Here is a 17,932-nt window from a genome sequence, read left to right as displayed (position 1 = left end):
GCCGGATCGGCCTTTACGACCGGACAAATCGTAGACTCAATAAGTCAAAGTGTTCATCGGCATTGTTTTCGATGTCGATGGAGCATCATAAAACATGCCCTGAAATCGATCCCAGGAGGGTTCTGTGAACGCCATCACTCTCACCGACCGAAAAAATGCTTCCATCTCACGCGGGGTGGGAATGACCACCCAGATCTATGCCGCGCGTGCCGAGAACGCCGAAATCTGGGATAAGGAGGGCCGTCGTTACATCGATTTCGCAGCCGGAATCGCGGTTCTCAATACCGGCCACCGTCACCCGCGCGTCATCGATGCCGTCAAGCTTCAGCTCGACCGGTTCACCCATACCTGCCATCAGGTCGTGCCTTACGAGAATTACGTTGCATTGGCCGAGCGTCTGAATGCGCTGGTGCCGGGCGACTTTCCCAAAAAGACGATCTTTGTCACGACAGGCGCTGAGGCGGTGGAGAACGCTGTCAAGATTGCCCGCGTTGCCACCGGCCGCTCCGCGATCATCGCTTTCGGCGGCGGCTTCCATGGACGTACCTTCATGGGAATGGCGCTCACCGGAAAGGTGGCCCCTTACAAGATCGGTTTCGGCGCCATGCCGGGCGATGTTTTCCATGTACCTTTCCCTGTCGAATTGCATGGCGGCACGGTTGAGCAGTCGATTGCTGCTCTCAACAAGCTTTTCGCCGCCGATGTAGACCCCGGGCGCGTTGCCGCCATCATACTGGAGCCGATACAGGGCGAAGGCGGTTTCTACCCCGCACCGCCCGCCCTGTTGCGCTCGCTGCGCTCTATCTGCGACCAGCACGGTATTCTCCTGGTCGCCGACGAGGTGCAAACCGGCTTTGCCCGCACCGGCAAGATGTTCGCCATGGATCATCATGACGTTGCGGCGGACCTGATAACAATGGCGAAGAGCCTTGCCGGTGGCTTCCCGCTGGCGGCGGTGACCGGCCGCGCCGATATTATGGATGCGCCGGGACCGGGCGGACTGGGCGGAACATATGGCGGCAGTCCGATCGGTATCGCGGCCGCTCATGCGGTTCTTGACGTCATAGAGGATGAAGGCCTTTGCGATCGCGCCAATCTTCTCGGTGCACGTCTGAAGCAACGACTCGAATCCTTGCGCGACAAGGTACCGGAAATCGTCGATATCCGCGGACCCGGCTTTATGAACGCCGTAGAATTCAACGACAGGACGACCGGGCTTCCAAGCGCAGACATCGCAAACCGCGTACGCTTGTCGGCGCTGGAGCGGGGCCTGATCCTTCTGACATGTGGATTGCATGGTAATGTTATCCGCTTCCTTGCGCCGATCACCATTCAGGATGAGGTCTTCAGCGAAGCGCTCGATATACTTGAGCAATCGATCCTCGATGTCTCCTCCAGTCCTTGAGCATACTTCCCAAAAGCGTTCGGCAGCTTTTGGATTAAAACATGATAAAAAACAGATGTTTAGATCGCGCCGCATACAGTTAAATGCAGAGTGATCCAAGTCCGTCGGGAACCAGAAATGCCATTCACATCCGCCTTCGCGCGACACATCGATCTTGCGTCCCCTCTCCTTGGCGATCAGGGCTATGTCGGGGGACAATGGACCGGCGGCTCTGCCACATCGACATTCGATGTCCTGAACCCCGCGACCGGCGAGGTTATCGCCAGCTTGCCGGACATGGGCCCTTCTGACACCCGCGCTGCAATCGATGCAGCATACGCTGCGCAGCCTGACTGGGCTGCCAGGACGGCCAGGGAACGGGCCGTCATCATGCGCAAATGGTTTGACCTCATCATAGAGAATGCCGATGAGCTTGCTGTCATTCTCACTGCCGAAATGGGCAAGCCGCTGGCTGAGGCACGCGGGGAAATCCTTTACGCCGCCTCTTATATCGAGTGGTTCGCCGAAGAGGCCAGGCGTATATACGGCGAGACGATTCCGGGGCCATCCGATGATCGAAGGCTGATTGTCATTCGCCAGCCGGTTGGCGTTGTCGGCACTATCACACCATGGAATTTCCCGGCTGCAATGATCGCCCGAAAAGTTGCGCCAGCATTGGCGGTGGGCTGTGCCGTGGTTTCTAAACCGGCTGAACAGACGCCGCTTTCGGCGCTGGCACTGGCGCGGCTCGCAGAAAAAGCAGGAGTGCCTGCCGGCATTTTCAATATTGTGATCGGTCTGGACGGTCCGGCGATTGGCAAGGAGCTTTGCGGTAACGACAAGGTTCGCAAAATCAGCTTTACCGGCTCCACCGAAGTCGGCCGTATTCTGATGCGGCAGTGTTCAGGGCAGATCAAGAAGGTTAGTCTGGAACTCGGCGGCAATGCGCCGTTGATCATCTTCGACGATGCCGATATCGACGCGGCCATCGAAGGAGCAATAGCCTCGAAATACCGCAATGCCGGCCAGACCTGCGTATGCGCCAACCGCATCTATGTACAATCCGGTGTCTATGATGCTTTTGCACAAAAGCTGGCTGCCAGGGTGGAAGCGATGACCGTCGGCAACGGCTTCGGGAATGGTATCGTTATCGGACCGCTCATTGACGATCATGCTGTCGCCAAGGTCGAGGAACATATCGCCGATGCCGTCTCCAGGGGCGCTGTTGTGTTGACCGGCGGAACAAGACAGGAAGGCACCGGAACATTCTTCATGCCGACAGTTCTGTCCGGCGTCACACAGGAAATGAAGGTCGCCCGGGAGGAAACGTTTGGCCCTGTCGCACCGCTCTTTCGCTTCGACGGCGTCGAGGATGTCATTCGGCTTGCCAACGACACCGAGTTCGGTCTGGCGGCATATTTCTTCTCGAACGACCATAAGAAGATCTGGCGGGTCGCAGAAGCGCTGGAATATGGGATGGTTGGCGTTAATACGGGGTTGATTTCGACCGAGACCGCACCCTTCGGAGGCGTGAAACAGTCCGGTCTTGGCCGGGAAGGCTCCCGCCACGGCGTCGATGATTATCTGGAACTGAAATATATCTGCATGGGTGGCCTCTAACGGACGCAAAAGCTCGGGCATCATTCCACGGTCTTCGGGCTGTGGAACCTGAATCATTGCATTTCTCTAGACGACTAGAGCACGTCACCTTTTGACGGAAACATACCCCCGCATTTCTGAGATAGTTGGAGCGTTTATCGGTTTGGATGGTTTCGACCAACTCGCCAATGGCCGCCAGGTATGTTCGATGGTCCGTTTCTGTGCGTTGCGCATCCAGTGCTTTATCTTCGAGAAGGCCTGTTCGATCGGATTGAGGTCCGGTGAGTAGGCGGGCAGAGACCAGCGCCGTGCGCCTGCGGCAGTGATCCCCTGACAGATTGCCGCCGATTTGTGGACGTGGCAACCGCGCTCGTTTCACCAGATAGCGCCGATGCCAGCGCCCGCTTCATCGTATGGGAACTTGCGCATGCCGATGACGATGATGGCGATTCTGACCGGCATCAGCCTATCGCTCGCCGGTCTGTTGATGCAGACCATCCTCGACAATCCACTCGCTGAACCTTTTACGCTCGGTGTTTCTTCCGCTGCGGGCTTTGGCGCATCTCTTTCGCTCGGCTTCAGTGTATCGCTCGCCACCCTCATGCCATGGCTGCCAGCGGAGTTGATTACGGCAGTCAACGCCTTTCTCTTCGCACTCTTGGCAGCCCTGCTGGTCCTGGCACTGTCGCGCGGCGGCGCCAGCGTGCAGTCGATCACCCTGCTCGGCATCGCATTACATTTCGTCTTCAGTTCGCTTCTGTCGCTGGTGCAATACACGGCAAGCGTCGATCAGTTGCAAAGTATCATCATCTGGCTGATGGGCTCACTGCAGCGAGCGACGTGGCTCAAGGTTTCGATCACGGCAGCAGGCTGCGTGCTGTTCATTCCGCTCGTCCTCGTCGATGCATGGTCACTGGCAGCGCTTCGAAGTTTCGGCGAGCAGGCGGCCGTCCTCGGCGTTAATGTCCGCCGCCTGCGCATGGCTATGCTGATCATTTCGGCACTGCTGGCGGGTATGGTCTCGGCGGTCGTCGGCATTATCGGGTTCATCCGGCTGGTTGCACCGCATGTCGCGCGCATGCTTGTCGGCGAGGATCATCGTTTCAGCATCGCAGCGACGGCAGCAGTCGGTGCTGTTTTCACGGTTTTTGCCTCCATCGCCACCAAGGTAATCGTTCCCGGCGCCGTTCTGCCGCTCGGCATGGTCACGGCCCTGACTGGCCTGCCGTTCTTCATCATGCTTGTGTAGCACCACACCAAAGGCGAGGGTCTCTGACGCTTTTTTCTCTCTCTGATTATCATGTGAGAATTGATGCCAGCCGCGTCGATCTCTCGCTGGAGGGCCGCAGCATCATGGCGGTGATCGGCCCGAACGGCGCGGGAAAATCCACCTTCATGAAGGGATTATGCGGGCCGAGACCAGCAACCGGCCGAGTTCTGCTGATGATGCCGACATCTGCAGACAGGACCGCATGAACGCTCAGGTCTGGTGGGGTATGTGGCGTACGATACGACGCATCTTTCAGCTCAGTGTGTTTGAGCTTCTGATGCTGGCGCAAAACGGTGGCCGTCAGAGCTGGCGGGCCACACCCGAAAGTGCATGCCGGGCCGAGGAGATCATTTCGGTTCTTGGACTTGAACGTTTCGCCAATACCTCGCCTGCAAACCTGTCGGGTGGAGAAAGGCAAATGATCAGTCTGGCTATCGCGCTCGTTCGTCAGCCAAAACTTCTTTTGCTCGACGAACCGACATCGGCGCTCGATCTCGCCAACCAGCTTCATATACTGGATGTGGTGCAGGACTACACGCGCAAAAACGGCATCGTCACGCTGGCGATCCTGCAAGACCTCAACCTCGCGACGCGGTATGCGGACTCTGTCCTGTTGCTTTCGAAAGGAAGGAAAGCAGCTTGCGGCACGATGAATGAAATTTTGACGGTTGACCGGATAGCAAATCTCTATGGTGTCGAATGCCGAATGCTGAACGTTGATGAAGGCCGTTTTTCGGCGATCTATCCCGTAGCCCTACACACATGAGTGCTGTTTCGATTCTGAAGTTCCCTTCATTCCCCGGACGAATCTGTCATTTATCAAGCGCTAGAGGCAGCGTCCCCAGTTCGACCAACTACAGATAACAAAGCTGCTGAACTGGTTAATATTGAACTGCATGGTCGGTTCAGGCAAGCAACCGTGCAGAGCACTGAAAAACATCGTTATTCTACGCTATCAACCGTCAGAGCCTGATGATCGCCAAGAGCATTGACGAGCGCATCATTCTCGCCAGGGGTTCCAATAGATATACGAAGACGATTGCGCAGCCGGTCTTCATCAAACCATCTGACAAAGATATTCCGGTCCTTGAGATATCTTTGCAGAATTTTGGCTGTGCTTCCATACGAGGTGGGCGGCGTGACAAGCAGGAAGTTTGCTTGTGACCTCTCGACCCCGAAACCCAGTTCTTCAAGTTTTTGGGTTATGCGTTCTCGCTCGACCCTAATATTCCTCCATGTTTCCTGTGCATACAAAGACTCCTTGATCGCGGCATGGCCTAGGTGTTGCGCAATAGCATCGACATTGTACGAATCCTTCGTTTTCTCCAGCATAGGTGCGACTAATTCCTTGTTCGCGAGCCCATAAGCAATTCGAAGACCAGCAAGTGCGTAACCCTTGCTAAGCGTCCGCAGAATAATAACATTGGGATTTCGTGCCACTATGTTTGTGGCGTCGTAGCGAAGATCAGGATCGACAAAATCGACATAGGCTTCGTCAATCAACAATAGACCCTGAAACGCACCTGCAAGTGTTTCGATTGTCTCGGCGTCAAACAACACTCCGGATGGCGCGTGAGGGTTGGTGATCAATGCAAGCTGGGCGCCGTCAGAGTTCCACCGAGCTGCAGTGTCGCATGCAAGCCCCCAGTCAGCCTTCAGCGGAACGCAACTGAGCGAGGCTTGATGAATCGTGGACATGACGGAATAGGCACCATAGCTTGGTGTCACGATGCCAACGGATCGTCCAGGATCAACAAAAGTTGTCAAGGCAAGTCTTAGCAGCTCGTCACCGCCATTGGTGACAATAATCTCGTCGCGACTTAATCCATTCAGATGAGCGGCAGCGTCACGGAACTTATTCGCGAGAGGGTCCGGGTAACGCTGGAGCGTGCGTCCTGTGATCTCCGAAAGAGCGCTGATCACCGCAGGACTAGGAGGGTACGGATTCTCGTTGGTGTTCAACTTAATCGCCCCAGCGCCGGGCTGCTCACCGGGCACGTAGCCCTTCATATCACGCAAATGCGTTCGCAACCAGGTTGATTGTACCCCGTAGGACATCAGGTCTTGCCCCCAGTTTTTGCCCGTCCCGCAAGCAGTCTTTGAAGCAAAGGACCACCAGCCGTGGAGCATGCGACGCCGGGTAGAGTATTGTACCATTCTCGCGCCGGGTGGTCAGGTGGCAGACGAATCGAGGTAATGCCGCAACGTAGAAGAGCAGCGAACTGGTCGGGCAAGATGTGCCCAATTGCGCGGATATCGCCCTTGAAGCCATACTTTTCGCGAAGTGTTCGAGCCAATGTAAATCCTCGGCCGTCACGGAATCTCGGGAACTCCACGGCGATCAGGTCAAGCTGGTCGAAATAGGGAGCAAGCTGATCGGATGTGGTACCCGCGGCCGCGTAAACGCCTAGCGGGCGTGCGCCCGATGAGTCGCTGTCCAACGATGCCAAAGCACCCAGCGGCAGGATACAATATGGTCCTACCGAGACGTTTTTCTCGGCATCCGGATACATCCATTTATCTGGAACGACGTTCGCTTGACTATCGATAAGCACCATAGACGGCCTCCTTGAACGGGGCAGCGCCCAAGCGCCTGTAGGTCTCGATAAAAGGCTCGCTGTCATTGCGCCTGGCTATGTAGGCGTCGACGATTGCTTCTACGGCGTTGGGGACCTCGTCGGCCGAGACGCCCGGACCGATAATGGCACCGATCGATGCCTTTTCATCAGCAGATCCACCAAGGGTGATCTGGTAGACTTCCTCTCCGTTTTTATCGACACCGAGCAGTCCGATATGCCCGACATGGTGATGACCGCAGGCGTTGATGCAGCCGGATATATTCAGATCGAGGGGACCGATCTCTTCCTGCCGCTCCGGTGCAGCGAAGCGCTCGGCGATCTTCTGGGCGATCGGGATCGAACGGGCGGTGGCAAGGCTGCAATAGTCCATGCCAGGGCAGGCAATGATGTCGGTGACGAGACCGACATTGGCCGAGGCGAGCCCTCCGGCGACCAGCAACTGCCACAGGCTATAGAGTTCGTCCTGCCGGACATGGGGCAGGACCGCGTTCTGTTCGTGCGAGATGCGGATTTCGCCGAAGGAAAAGCGATCGGCCGCTTCGGCGATGACGTCCATCTCGTCAGCACTGACGTCGCCCGAAATCCCCCCAACAGGCTTTAAGGACACCACGGCGGAGATATAACCCGGCTGACGATGAGGATGGGTGTTGGTACGCACCCAGGCGCGGAATGCGCGGTCCTGGCTCAGTGCATCGTCGAGTTCGGCGGCGCGCGGACGAAGGGCCAGGAACGGTGGTTCATTGAAGCGCGATGCCACGATGGCGATCAGGTCGTCCTCAAGGAGGTTGTGGTCGGCTGGCATTCCGGCGAATTCCTCCTCGATCATCTCGATGAAGCGTTCGGGCTTCATCTCGCGGATGAGGATTTTTATGCGCGCCTTATAGATGTTGTCGCGGCGGCCGAGCGCATTGTATACGCGCAGGATAGACTCGACATAGCGCAAAAGATCGCGAACCGGCAGCCAGTCGCGGACCTTGGTGCCGACGATCGGCGTGCGGCCGAGCCCACCACCGGCAAAGATCTGGAAGCCCGGCTCGCCCTCAGCATTGCGGCTCGCCAGAATGCCGATGTCGTGGACGCGCACGGCGGCGCGGTCCTGCGGACTGCCGGTGATGGCGATCTTGAACTTGCGTGGCAGGTAGGTGAATTCGGGATGATCGGTCGACCATTGCCGCAGAATCTCGGCATAGAGTCGTGGATCGACCACCTCTTCGGCGGCGGCACCTGCAAAGTGGTCGGTCGTGACGTTGCGCACGCAATTGCCGCTGGTCTGTATGGCATGCAGATCAGCTTCTGCCAGCACGGCAAGAATGTCGGGCGTGTCGGACAGACGGGGCCAGTTGAACTGGATATTCTGGCGGGTGGTAAAATGCCCGTAGCCGCGATCGTAGTAGCGGGCCACATAGGCAAGCTGGCGCATCTGCGAAGCGCTGACCACGCCATAGGGCAATGCGACACGCAACATATAGCCATGAAGCTGAAGGTAAAGACCATTCATCAGGCGGAACGGCTTGAACTCATCCTCATTTAATTCGCCGGAGAGTCGACGATTTACCTGACCGCGAAACTGTTCGGCGCGATCGCGCAGGAACTGCCGGTCGAACTCGTCATAACGGTAGATACCGGCAAAGGGAGATGTAGAGGGGAGCGAGGGTGGTTCCGGTAAAGGCGCAATGGCCCAACGTTGGTCAGAGGGCGTGTCACCAAGGTCGGGACGGACACTGGGGCCTATGCCTCGCAACCGTTCGCGGCGCGCTTGGGGCACTGGGAGATTATTGACGCTGTCGACGGGAATCGCGCGAATGTCAACCGCGACATTCGGATCGCGCTGTTGCAGCCGTTCGATTGCCGTCGGCACGAACTCGTCGTCGAGGATCATAGCATCATCTAGCTGTTCGATCCAAGTCTCTGCGGCTCCGAGCCAGATGACAACGCCGTCGGTCAGGCGATTGGCAGTAATGACACTCTGGGGCATTGGGCTCTCCTCGTTCAGGCTGCGCGGCGAGCGGCGGCCCAGCCGAGATCGCTGCCGACAGCAAGAAGCGCGTCGACGAGCGCCCGCATATGGCCTTCGGTGTGGAAGGGTGTCGGAGTGATCCGCAGCCGCTCCTGCCCGCGCGCAACGGTCGGGTAATTGATCGGCTGGACGTAGATGTCGTATTCGGCGAGCAGTCGCTGGCTGATGCGGCGGCACAGATGCGCGTCACCGACAATCACCGGAAGAATATGGCTCGGCGTGTCGAGGACCGGAAGACCGGCGTCGATCAGCATCGCCTTGAGCCGGGCCGCATTGCCTGCCTGACGTGCCCGATCCTCCGGATGCGCCTTGACATGCTGGATTGCGGCAAGTGCACCGGCGGCAAGATGCGGACAGAGCGAGGTCGTGAAAATGAAACTGTCAGCCATGCTGCGGATAACGTCGATGAGCATGGCCGGGCCACTGACATAGCCACCGATAACGCCGAAAGCTTTAGCAAGTGTGCCCTCGATGATGGTCAGCCGATGCGCGAGACCGTCGCGTTCGGCAATGCCGCCGCCACGCCGACCATACAGCCCCACCGCATGAACCTCGTCGAGATAGGTGATGGCGCCGTGCCTGTCGGCGACGTCGCAGATGGCGGCAATGGGTGCGATGTCGCCATCCATCGAATAGACGCTCTCGAAAGCCACGATTTTCGGACGGTTCGGATCGACGGAGCCCATCAGTTCATTTAGATGGGCGGGATCGTTGTGCCGGAAGATGTGCTTTTCCGCGCCTGAGCGGCGAATGCCTTCGATCATCGAATTGTGGTTTTGGGCATCGGAAAAGATAACGCAGTCGGGCAGGACGCGGCCGAGTGTGCCGAGAGCCGCCAGGTTAGAGATCCAGCCCGACGTGAAGATCAGTGCGGCTTCCTTGCCATGAAGGTCTGCCAGTTCCGTTTCGAGGGCGACATGCTGGCGGTTGGTGCCGGAAATATTGCGCGTACCGCCCGTGCCAGCGCCGGAGAGATTGATCGCCTCATGCATGGCGGCGAGCACATCGGGGTGTTGGCCCATGCCGAGATAGTCGTTGCTGCACCAGACTGTGACCTCTTTGATCTGGCCATCGGGCTTGTGCCAAAGGGCGGTCGGGAATTTGCCCGCGATGCGCTCGAGCTCAGCGAAGGTCCGGTAGCGTCCATCGAGCTTCATCTCGGTGAGCAAGTGTTGGAAATGGGTTGCGTAGTCCATGTCGGTTGCCTTCTCGATGTCGGTTAGGCGGGATAGCCCAGCTCGAGTCATGCATACAATTTACAAGATTTAAGTAAGCCATTATGCCATACAATGCAAGTTATATTTGTTTTATTGTATGCTTTTGTGTCAAGATGTCTTTTCGTGGTCTAAAGCATAAGTGCAGTCTGAAGCCGTTCGGCGTGGTTGAAGGCGAGGCTCGCCCTGAAGAGCAATAGACAGTCAGCTTCGCAAGACCGCGCAGATGATCCACTGGCTGTCGGCGCTGAAATGCACGGTGATGGCAGCTAAACCGACGGTTACGACATTGCTGTTCAACAGCGCCATGGCGCAACCGATGGAAGAGCATCAGTGATGTTTTTTTCAGCTCGGTGTGCTTCGTCCTGTCTGAAGTGGAAATCCGCGTGTTGGAGTGGAAGATCTGCTGCCTAGAGCATTAGAGGGAAAAGCCTTCCAGGAGCTTCCGCAGCAGCATGACACCCTTGGCCGATGTCACCTGTGGCGTTCTTGAGGCCCAGGATGCTGGGGATTGCGGCCAGCCGTAACACCGTGTCATCAGCAAGGTCCATGATCGTGCGACCGAGGACATTTTAGAAGATTACCGGGTATCGGTCACCTCGGCAATCGCCTTGAAATACTCTAAGACGCCACGTTGTGTCGGCTTGTTGTAATAGGGAAGGACCGACAGGACCACGGTGGCACCAGCACCGGCCGCGAATGCCGTCATGTCGATCGCCTCCCTGGTCGCGTTTGCGCCTGTTCCCGCGATGATGGGGATGCGGCCGCCAGCCTGCTCGACGGCGGCAGCGATCAGGTCGCTGTGCTCCGCCATGGAGACGGTTGCGCTTTCGCCGGTCGAGCCCATGACGACGATAGCGCCCGACCCTTGCGCCACATGCCAGTCGATCAGCCTGCGGTAGTTTTGCCAATCGATTGCGCCATCCGCGAGCATCGGGGTGATAAGGGCCGGAATACTGCCGGAGGGGAGGATCTGTGCGGCTTCGGGTATCTGTGTCATGTGTTGGGCTCTAGAGGTTGTGATTTGATCAGGGGCCTGCGGTCGGGTCTTGCCGAAGGACGTGGGCGGGAACTCCGCCTACGGTCATGCCGGGCGCGACAGGTTTCAGCACGACCGAACCTGCGCCGATGCGCGCGTTGGCGCCGATCTCGATATTACCCAGGATGGAAGCCCCCGCGCCAATCAGCACGCCTTGCCTGATCTTCGGGTGCCGCTCTCCGGTCTCCTTGCCTGTGCCGCCAAGGGTGATGTTCTGAAGAATCGAGACATTACCCTCGATCACACTGGTCTCGCCGATGACAATCCCGGTGGCGTGATCAAAAAAGATGCCGATGCCGAGCTGAGCGGCCGGATGGATGTCGACCTGCAGCACGCGAGATGCGCAGCCCTGCAAATGAAGGGCGAATTCCGCCCGGCCCCTTCCATAGTGTATGGGCAAAGCGGTGAACCTGAAGGGCGAGGAAGCCCTTGGAATGGAGCAGAACATGCAAGGCTTTGGCGGTGGCCGGATCACGCTCCAACACCGCAACCATATCAAATCCCGCGCCGGCAAGGATGGTTGAATCCTCGTCGAGCAGTGTTTTCAACGCTGTCCGCAGTTCATTCGAAGGCAGCGGTGGCGACAGCAAGTTGGCAATACGGCGAATGATCCCTTCCGGCAGGTCGCGGCGCTCGGTGACGTATCGGCGATCACCGAGGCGACAAACTGATCCTGTGCGGAGGCTTGTTTTGTCTCATACAGGATGCGTGACCAGATCGCGCGGTCCGTAAATACATTCTTGATCGGGTCGTGGGCGTTCACGGCGCCCCCTCCGAAACGACTGCCTCGTCCAAGGATTGGGCGGCCCGCCATGCGCTGACAAAGGCTACGGCGCTGGCCTTGATATCATCGAGCGAGAGGCCTGGCCGATAGAGATTGCCACCGATGCCGAAGCCGCTCGCGCCAGCTTTTATCCAGTCCGGCATCGCCTCAGCCTTGATGCCGCCTGTTGGCAGGAGCGGGATCCGAGGCGCGAAGACAGCACGCCAAGCCTTTAGGATGGCGGGAGAGATGGCTTCGGCTGGAAAAATCTTCAGCCCGTCGGCACCAGCCTCGAGCGCTGCGAAAGCCTCCGTCGGGGTCACGACACCCGGGAAACAGGCCATATCTTGAGTATTGGCGGCGCGCACGACCGAAAGATCGGCATGCGGCATGACAATAAGCCGCCCTCCGACATCACGAACACGCGTGACGTCGACCGGTGTCATGACTGTTCCGGCGCCGATCAGCGCCTCACCGCCAAAACGGTTGGCGATACGCTCGATGCTGTTGAAAGGATCGGGCGAATTGAGTGGCACCTCGATAAACCGGAACCCGGCATCAACGAGGATCTCGGTGACATCTTCAACTTCCTGGGGCGTGATCCAGCGCAAGACAGCGACCAGCGGGCAATCACGGAGAGCAGCCTCGAGGGCAGCCTTCGATGTGTTAACGGTTTCTGGGATGGCGGACATTGTATGGCTCCTTTTAATCAGGCCGATCCTAGCTGCTATGATCCTGCTAGAATCCACTTGTTTTCTGCGTGATCGGGCACTGACGATCGCTATCTGATGGCTAGCGGCGACTTTCTTGAGTTTGTTCGAATTCATGCATTGTATGGCAATGATCCATACATATCTTGAATTAATGTCCTTGTCTATATCCAAGCCCCACGCTGCTCCATATTGCACAGCGGATCTCTTGCTGATTCAGGCTGGCGCTCTTCGGTCTGCCGGCTCGATTTTTTTATCGGCGGCTTCTCCAAACCGGGCCCTTGAGCCTCCGCGGAGGCATTTCTTCCGCGTTGTCCTGGTCTCTGCTCAAGATAACTTGTTGGCCAGCACTTTTTATCTTCTCAGCCAACCTTGTATATGAGTGTGAGGCACACCTCAGCTTCGTCGGAGTCTTCTTTGGCTGCCAGCTCTCCCTCGGATTGCGCATGACTGGCTATACGACACTGTCGACCTAGTATTTCATTGGGACACAATGCTTCGGGAGATGGCAGATTTTGCGCCGCTACGGACTGATCAACGACAATCCAGACTGTAAGTTCATGGCTCTCATCGACCAATTTCAGTGGCATTGATCGCGTCAATAAGTAGCACCTGCGACAGGTTCTTGAGCGCTTCGGCCTGCGAACCTCATGTGACATATCTATGGAACAGACGTGCCGACAGCTACCTAGCAGCCAACATTTTTCCAACGAGTGCATAGAGCGTGTCAGTTGATCAGGCCGTCGCTGGTTAGAGCGTCGCAAAAAATCAAACGCATCGCCCCTCGACGACCTTTGTCATACTGAAGATAAACGTCTCAAAACTAGGCGGGCAACACTATCGAGAGCAAAGCCGATAATGCCGATAACGAGCACGGTCGCCATCAATTCGTTATAGGCGAGCCTGTCTCGCGTATCGAGAATGAAATATCCCAGTCCGGCCTGAACGCCGAGCATTTCGCAAGGCACCAGCACGATCCATGTGATCCCGATCGCCAGACGCAGACCGGTCAATACATGGGAAAGGACACCCGGAAGTATCACGCGCGCCAGCGTCTCCCAACGGGTTGCCGCCAGACTTTTCGACAAAAGCAGCCAATGGGGATTGAGTTGACGAACGCCAGCGGCGGTATTGAGCAGGATTGGCCACACGGCGGCAAAAGCAAGCAGGAAATAGATCGGGGCATTGCCAACCCCGAATGCCATGACGGCAATCGGCATCCACGAAAGTGGCGAGATCATCCGCAGGAACTGGAAGGCCGGTGTTGTGGCCGCCTCTGCCATTGGTGATGCGCCGACAAACAATCCCACCGGGACGCCTATCAAAAGGGCAAAGCCCAGCCCGATCAACACACGTTGAAGGCTGAGCAGGATATGGTGCCACAGATCGGCCCCTGTTATCAGATCGGCAAAAGCCGGTACTGCCAGCGAGGGCGAGAAGCGGTGCGCAAAGCTGTGCTGCGGAACAAGCACATCGGTCAGCAGCCACCAGAGCAAAGCCAGTGCAACGAGCCCGCCAATGCCGGATGCCAAACGAATGAAACCGTTTGTATTCCACCAGATCCACGCAGTTCGCTCACTGGACGGTATTTCTCCAATCTGTCGGTCTGTCATGCTCAAGCTTGAACAACCTCCTCGCGGGTCCAAGCGTCGGGAAGACCGAAAGCTGGCAGGCCGCCAATATCTGCAAGCGCTTTTTTGACGAAGCGGTCATCAACCAGATCGCCCGCGACAAAAGCCGGATCAAGAGCGTCAAGGAATCCGCGTTCGCCCGCAACATGGGTGTCCTTCAGCATACGCACCAGTTCTTCCGTGTAGCTTGGGAAGGGATAAGGCTGGAAGTTAATGCGGTGCTCACGCCATTCCGAATGCCGTATCGCGCCGGAAGCAACATATCCGGCAAGATCGTCTTCAGCGGGGGTCAGGACTTTGGATAGAATTTCAGGGCTGTGCGGGGTATATTTCTGGGCATTGGCGGACGAGAGAAGCTGCGCTGTTTCAGCACGGTTGTCGCGCGTCCAGAGCTGCGCCTTGACCATGGCGTTAACGACCTTTTGCGACCATTCCGGGCGCCCGTTCAAATCCTGCTCATGCATGAAGACGAGGCAGCAGGCATGATCTTTCCATACGTCACCGGTAAAGCGTAGCACCTTGCCGACGCCGTTGATTTCGGCGGCAGCATTGAACGGCTCGGCCACAATATAGCCAGCGATCTGTCCTGACGCGAGTGCTGGCACCATATCGGACGGCGCCATCAGGACGAGGTTGACTTCATTTGCCGAGGGTTTTCCGGTTGTGACGACCTTTAGGCCGTTCTCACGCAGAAGCTTCTGGAGAACGACATTGTGGATTGAGTACCAATAGGGAATGGCTACCGTCTTGCCTCCGAGTTCTGGTACTGAATTGATGTTGTTCGCGGCTGTCAATCCAGAACCGCTCGTGTGGTTCCAGGCAACGACCTTGGCGGGTGTCTTGCTGCCATAACGCGCCCATACGGTGATCGGCGAAAGAAGGTGGACGACGTTGACCTGACCGGCAAGAAAAGCCTCGACGATCTGCGACCAGCCGCGAAAGAGGACAGGCTTTTCGACACGTAATCCCTCGGCTTCGAAGAAGCCCTTACCATGGGCGACAAGAAGCGGCGTCGCGTCCGTGATTGGCAGATAGCCGATCCTGACTGGCTCATCAGGATCCTGCGCACGGGCAGCGCGTGAGCTGAGGAGAGGCAGGGCTCCTGAAGCTGTGAGCAGGGCCGAAAGCCGGATGATATCGCGGCGGGAAAAAAGGGAATCTTCGGTTGGCATGAAAAACTCCTTTATGTATTTCGGATCGCTTTGCGCAATGTACTGACAATCTCGATGCGGATCTGGCCGAGTTCGGCCACGTAGTCTTCGCGTGGACGCGGAAGATTTATCCGCCATTCCCCGATGTTGCCGGCCGGTGTACCTCCGAGAAGCAGCACCCGGTCCGATACAAGAAGCGCTTCGTCGATATCGTGGGTCACCAGAACAGCGGCGGTGCGGTAGTCGGTAACCACCTGAACCATTAGTTGCTGCATTTCGGTACGCGTTACCTCGTCGAGTGCGCCGAAGGGTTCGTCCAACAGCAAAACCTGCGGCTGGCGGGCAAGACAACGCGCCAGTGCAGCCCGCTGCGCCATGCCGCCGGAAAGAGCGGCTGGGCGAAGGCGGCGGGCGTGGTTAAGGCCTACCTCGCGTATTGCGTTGTCTACCCGCTTCTCACGCTCACTGGCGGACAGGTGCGGCTGGCGCCTGAAATCCAGACCGAAGGCAACGTTGCCCTCCAGATCCAGCCAGGGTAGAAGTCCTGGATTCTGGAAGGCGATGGCGAGACGAGGATGGACATCCTCAAGCAGAACACCATCCACCTCCACGACACCGGCGTCGGGACGATGCAGACCCGCCAGAACCCGCAGCAGGCTCGACTTACCGATGCCACTTGAGCCGAGAACGGAGACGATTTCTCCGGGCGCGATATCTATGCTGAAATTTGCCAGGACGGGCCGCTCCGCGCCGGCATAGCGCAGCGCGACCTGGCGCGCTGCGAGCACAGTCTGTTGTCTGTCCTCGCTCATGCTGCCTTCTTTGCTGACGCCAGCACCGTACGCAGTTGCACGAGGCTCGGAGTGATGAGGGGTATGAAGGCGGACTCTCGCCAGCGTCGTGCAAAGGCGCGGCCTGGCTCTTGCAGATAGCAACGCCCGCCTGCCGCCTGAAGCTCCAGCGCGACGGCGTCGGCAACGACCTCCGCCAACTCGATCCGCAGCTCAAAGAGTGGAACGGGCCTCGTTACAAAAGCGTCGCTGCGCAGGCCTGCGAAAAGCTGAGCCTCGATCTCGCGAAGCCGTACATCCGTTTCTGCGAGGGAAGGGGAAAGAATATCGCGCCCCGCCCCGCCGAAAGTGATGGCCTCGGTCAAGGACCGGCGGGCAAGGCCGATCGCCATGCCACATTGTAGGCCTATGAAGGCGGGCCGAACGCCTGGCAACCATTCCTGCGCGTTTTCTGCGATAATCCGTTCACGCGGAATACGGACGCCCGACAATGTCACCGCCGCAGTATCGGAGGAGCGCATGCCCATCAATTCAAGGTCGCGCGTGCGTGTCAGGCCCTCATCGTCATGGGCGAGAGAAACAATCAGGGCAGGCCCGCCCTCCGTCCGGTCAGCCGCTGCGGCGACGTTGAAACCCTTCTGGCGTAGATTGGTCACCCAGGGGAGCTTGCCGTCGATGGTGAGGTCGCCGCCTTCACTGCGAGCGGTTACCTGAAGTGGCTCGAGACCGGCAAGAAACTTCATCACGTTTGACAGAGCGGATGCGCCGGCGACCCGGCCGGCCAGAAGATCTGGTAACAGCTTTTTTCGCAAAGATGCGTTGGCGCTTTTAAGAAGAAATTCGATGAAGCAACGATGTCCCCAGAGCATGAAAGCGGCCGCAAGTGATTGCTCTGCAACCGCTGCCACCGCATGTACCGAGCGGACAATATCTCCTCCCGATCCGCCAATTTTTTCAGGCACGCCGATTCCGGGCAGTCCGGCTCGCGCCAGGCGGGGGAGAATGACCTCGGCCGAAATCTCACCGAAATCAATCCCGTCGGCGGATGCCGACAGCCACTCTGTCAGATCCTGCGGAAGAACGGAGCTCATTGCTCAGTGGCGGATGTTTCCGCCCCTTTCCACTCGTAAACAGCAAGTTGAGGGTTTAATTCCGGCTGACCGAGATTGTTAGCGAAATTGCACAGCGTTGCGAGGCTAACCCCAAGGACCACCTCGAGTGCGGCCTGATCATCGAACCCTGCTGCCTTGAAGGCGGCAAGCTCCTCATCGCTGACGCTGCCGCGCGATGCGATGACCGCTTCGGTAAACCGTGCAACGGCATCAAGTTTCGCGTCTGGAACGCTCGTCTTGTCACGCAGCGCATCGATGACGGTTTTGTCAAGTTTTGCCTTCTTGTCTGCGATAGCGGAATGGCCCGCAACGCAAAACCCGCAGCCATGTGTTACCGCGGCGGTAATCTGCACAGCCTCGCGCTCGGCAAGACCCAACGACGCCCGACCGTTGATCGCCGATACCGTCTGATAGGTTTCAAGCGCAACTGGCGCGTTGGCCAACAGTCGAACCAGATTCGGAAGAAACCCGTTGTTCTTCTCAGCCGCCTCGAGACGTGGCTTCGCCTCGTCAGGCGCGTTGCCGATTGTTCTAAGGGTGAATCTTGCCATGGCACTAAGCTCCGCATTTGGTGTATGTTGTTATACCATACAATTCTTCTAAATAATAAGCCTTCAAGTATTCCGATTTTACAGACATGCCATTCTGATTTAATGAGGCATATTAAAATTT

18 protein-coding genes and 1 pseudogene are annotated in these 17,932 nt (G+C 57.6%); 5 read left to right on the top strand and 14 right to left on the bottom strand.

What is annotated here, in order from left to right; translation table 11 throughout:
- Positions 1-124: 124 nt before the first annotated feature.
- Both FGF54_RS25530 and FGF54_RS25525 read left to right on the top strand, forming a co-directional pair.
- Entirely contained in the window at positions 125-1,405 is a 1,281-nt protein-coding gene (locus tag FGF54_RS25530) for a 4-aminobutyrate--2-oxoglutarate transaminase (RefSeq protein ID WP_142781709.1), read from the top strand.
- A 117-nt stretch (positions 1,406-1,522) separates the two neighbouring features.
- The gene (locus FGF54_RS25525) at positions 1,523-3,004 is read left to right on the top strand and encodes an NAD-dependent succinate-semialdehyde dehydrogenase (RefSeq protein WP_142781708.1); all 1,482 of its coding nucleotides are present in this window, start codon (positions 1,523-1,525) and stop codon (positions 3,002-3,004) included.
- Positions 3,005-3,088: 84 nt separating this feature from the next.
- On the opposite strand, the pseudogene FGF54_RS27840 reads toward FGF54_RS25525, so the two are convergent.
- Positions 3,089-3,337 (bottom strand): annotated as a pseudogene (locus tag FGF54_RS27840) (transposase); the annotation flags it as partial.
- A 73-nt stretch (positions 3,338-3,410) separates the two neighbouring features.
- Here FGF54_RS27840 and FGF54_RS25515 point away from each other — a divergent pair.
- The 3 genes from FGF54_RS25515 to FGF54_RS25505 are packed head-to-tail and all read left to right on the top strand — an operon-like array spanning position 3,411 to position 5,019.
- Complete coding sequence (locus tag FGF54_RS25515; RefSeq protein ID WP_168208262.1) at positions 3,411-4,232, top strand: iron ABC transporter permease; 822 nt, start codon at positions 3,411-3,413, stop codon at positions 4,230-4,232.
- A 53-nt stretch (positions 4,233-4,285) separates the two neighbouring features.
- A complete protein-coding gene (locus tag FGF54_RS27755) occupies positions 4,286-4,459 on the top strand; it encodes an ATP-binding cassette domain-containing protein (protein WP_256366684.1) in 174 nt (57 codons plus the stop codon).
- Positions 4,456-5,019, top strand: a complete 564-nt coding sequence (locus tag FGF54_RS25505) for an ABC transporter ATP-binding protein (RefSeq protein ID WP_168208261.1) — start codon at positions 4,456-4,458, stop codon at positions 5,017-5,019. Before FGF54_RS27755 ends, FGF54_RS25505 begins: the two co-directional genes overlap by 4 nt.
- 176 nt (positions 5,020-5,195) lie before the next feature.
- On the opposite strand, the gene hisC is transcribed toward FGF54_RS25505, so the two are convergent.
- From hisC to FGF54_RS25445, 13 genes are all read right to left on the bottom strand, one after another.
- A complete protein-coding gene (hisC, locus tag FGF54_RS25500; RefSeq protein ID WP_142781705.1) occupies positions 5,196-6,311 on the bottom strand; it encodes a histidinol-phosphate transaminase in 1,116 nt (371 codons plus the stop codon).
- Positions 6,311-6,811, bottom strand: a complete 501-nt coding sequence (locus FGF54_RS25495; RefSeq protein WP_246667070.1) for a DUF934 domain-containing protein — start codon at positions 6,809-6,811, stop codon at positions 6,311-6,313. Before FGF54_RS25495 ends, hisC begins: the two co-directional genes overlap by 1 nt.
- Entirely contained in the window at positions 6,795-8,807 is a 2,013-nt protein-coding gene (locus tag FGF54_RS25490) for a DUF2849 domain-containing protein (RefSeq protein WP_142781704.1), read from the bottom strand. Before FGF54_RS25490 ends, FGF54_RS25495 begins: the two co-directional genes overlap by 17 nt.
- Positions 8,808-8,821: 14 nt before the next feature.
- A complete protein-coding gene (hemA, locus tag FGF54_RS25485; protein WP_142781703.1) occupies positions 8,822-10,045 on the bottom strand; it encodes a 5-aminolevulinate synthase in 1,224 nt (407 codons plus the stop codon).
- Positions 10,046-10,643: 598 nt separating this feature from the next.
- A complete protein-coding gene (locus FGF54_RS25480; protein WP_142781702.1) occupies positions 10,644-11,063 on the bottom strand; it encodes a dihydrodipicolinate synthase family protein in 420 nt (139 codons plus the stop codon).
- Between the two features lie 28 nt (positions 11,064-11,091).
- Positions 11,092-11,436, bottom strand: a complete 345-nt coding sequence (locus FGF54_RS27835; RefSeq protein WP_371734038.1) for a DapH/DapD/GlmU-related protein — start codon at positions 11,434-11,436, stop codon at positions 11,092-11,094.
- Complete coding sequence (locus FGF54_RS27830) at positions 11,381-11,692, bottom strand: hypothetical protein (protein WP_371734037.1); 312 nt, start codon at positions 11,690-11,692, stop codon at positions 11,381-11,383. The genes FGF54_RS27835 and FGF54_RS27830 overlap by 56 nt, the downstream gene beginning before the upstream one ends.
- Before the next feature lie 169 nt (positions 11,693-11,861).
- On the bottom strand, positions 11,862-12,557 hold the full coding sequence (locus tag FGF54_RS25470) for a 2-dehydro-3-deoxy-6-phosphogalactonate aldolase (protein ID WP_142781701.1): 696 nt from the start codon (positions 12,555-12,557) through the stop codon (positions 11,862-11,864).
- Between the two features lie 815 nt (positions 12,558-13,372).
- Positions 13,373-14,194 carry an ABC transporter permease gene (locus FGF54_RS25465; RefSeq protein ID WP_371734036.1) on the bottom strand — a complete coding sequence of 274 codons (822 nt, stop codon included), beginning with the start codon at positions 14,192-14,194 and terminating at the stop codon, positions 13,373-13,375.
- A complete protein-coding gene (locus FGF54_RS25460) occupies positions 14,191-15,378 on the bottom strand; it encodes an ABC transporter substrate-binding protein (RefSeq protein WP_142781974.1) in 1,188 nt (395 codons plus the stop codon). The genes FGF54_RS25465 and FGF54_RS25460 overlap by 4 nt, the downstream gene beginning before the upstream one ends.
- Positions 15,379-15,389: 11 nt before the next feature.
- On the bottom strand, positions 15,390-16,169 hold the full coding sequence (locus FGF54_RS25455; protein ID WP_142781700.1) for an ABC transporter ATP-binding protein: 780 nt from the start codon (positions 16,167-16,169) through the stop codon (positions 15,390-15,392).
- Positions 16,166-17,239, bottom strand: coding sequence for an acyl-CoA dehydrogenase family protein (locus tag FGF54_RS25450; protein ID WP_142781699.1), 1,074 nt, complete (start codon positions 17,237-17,239; stop codon positions 16,166-16,168). The genes FGF54_RS25455 and FGF54_RS25450 overlap by 4 nt, the downstream gene beginning before the upstream one ends.
- Positions 17,236-17,811, bottom strand: a complete 576-nt coding sequence (locus tag FGF54_RS25445; protein ID WP_142781698.1) for a carboxymuconolactone decarboxylase family protein — start codon at positions 17,809-17,811, stop codon at positions 17,236-17,238. The genes FGF54_RS25450 and FGF54_RS25445 overlap by 4 nt, the downstream gene beginning before the upstream one ends.
- Positions 17,812-17,932 lie beyond the last annotated feature (121 nt).

It is taken from the genome of Agrobacterium sp. T29 (genome assembly GCF_006970545.1).
In the GTDB taxonomy this organism is placed as follows: domain Bacteria; phylum Pseudomonadota; class Alphaproteobacteria; order Rhizobiales; family Rhizobiaceae; genus Agrobacterium; species Agrobacterium leguminum.
This window is presented reverse-complemented; position numbering and strand designations above follow the sequence as displayed.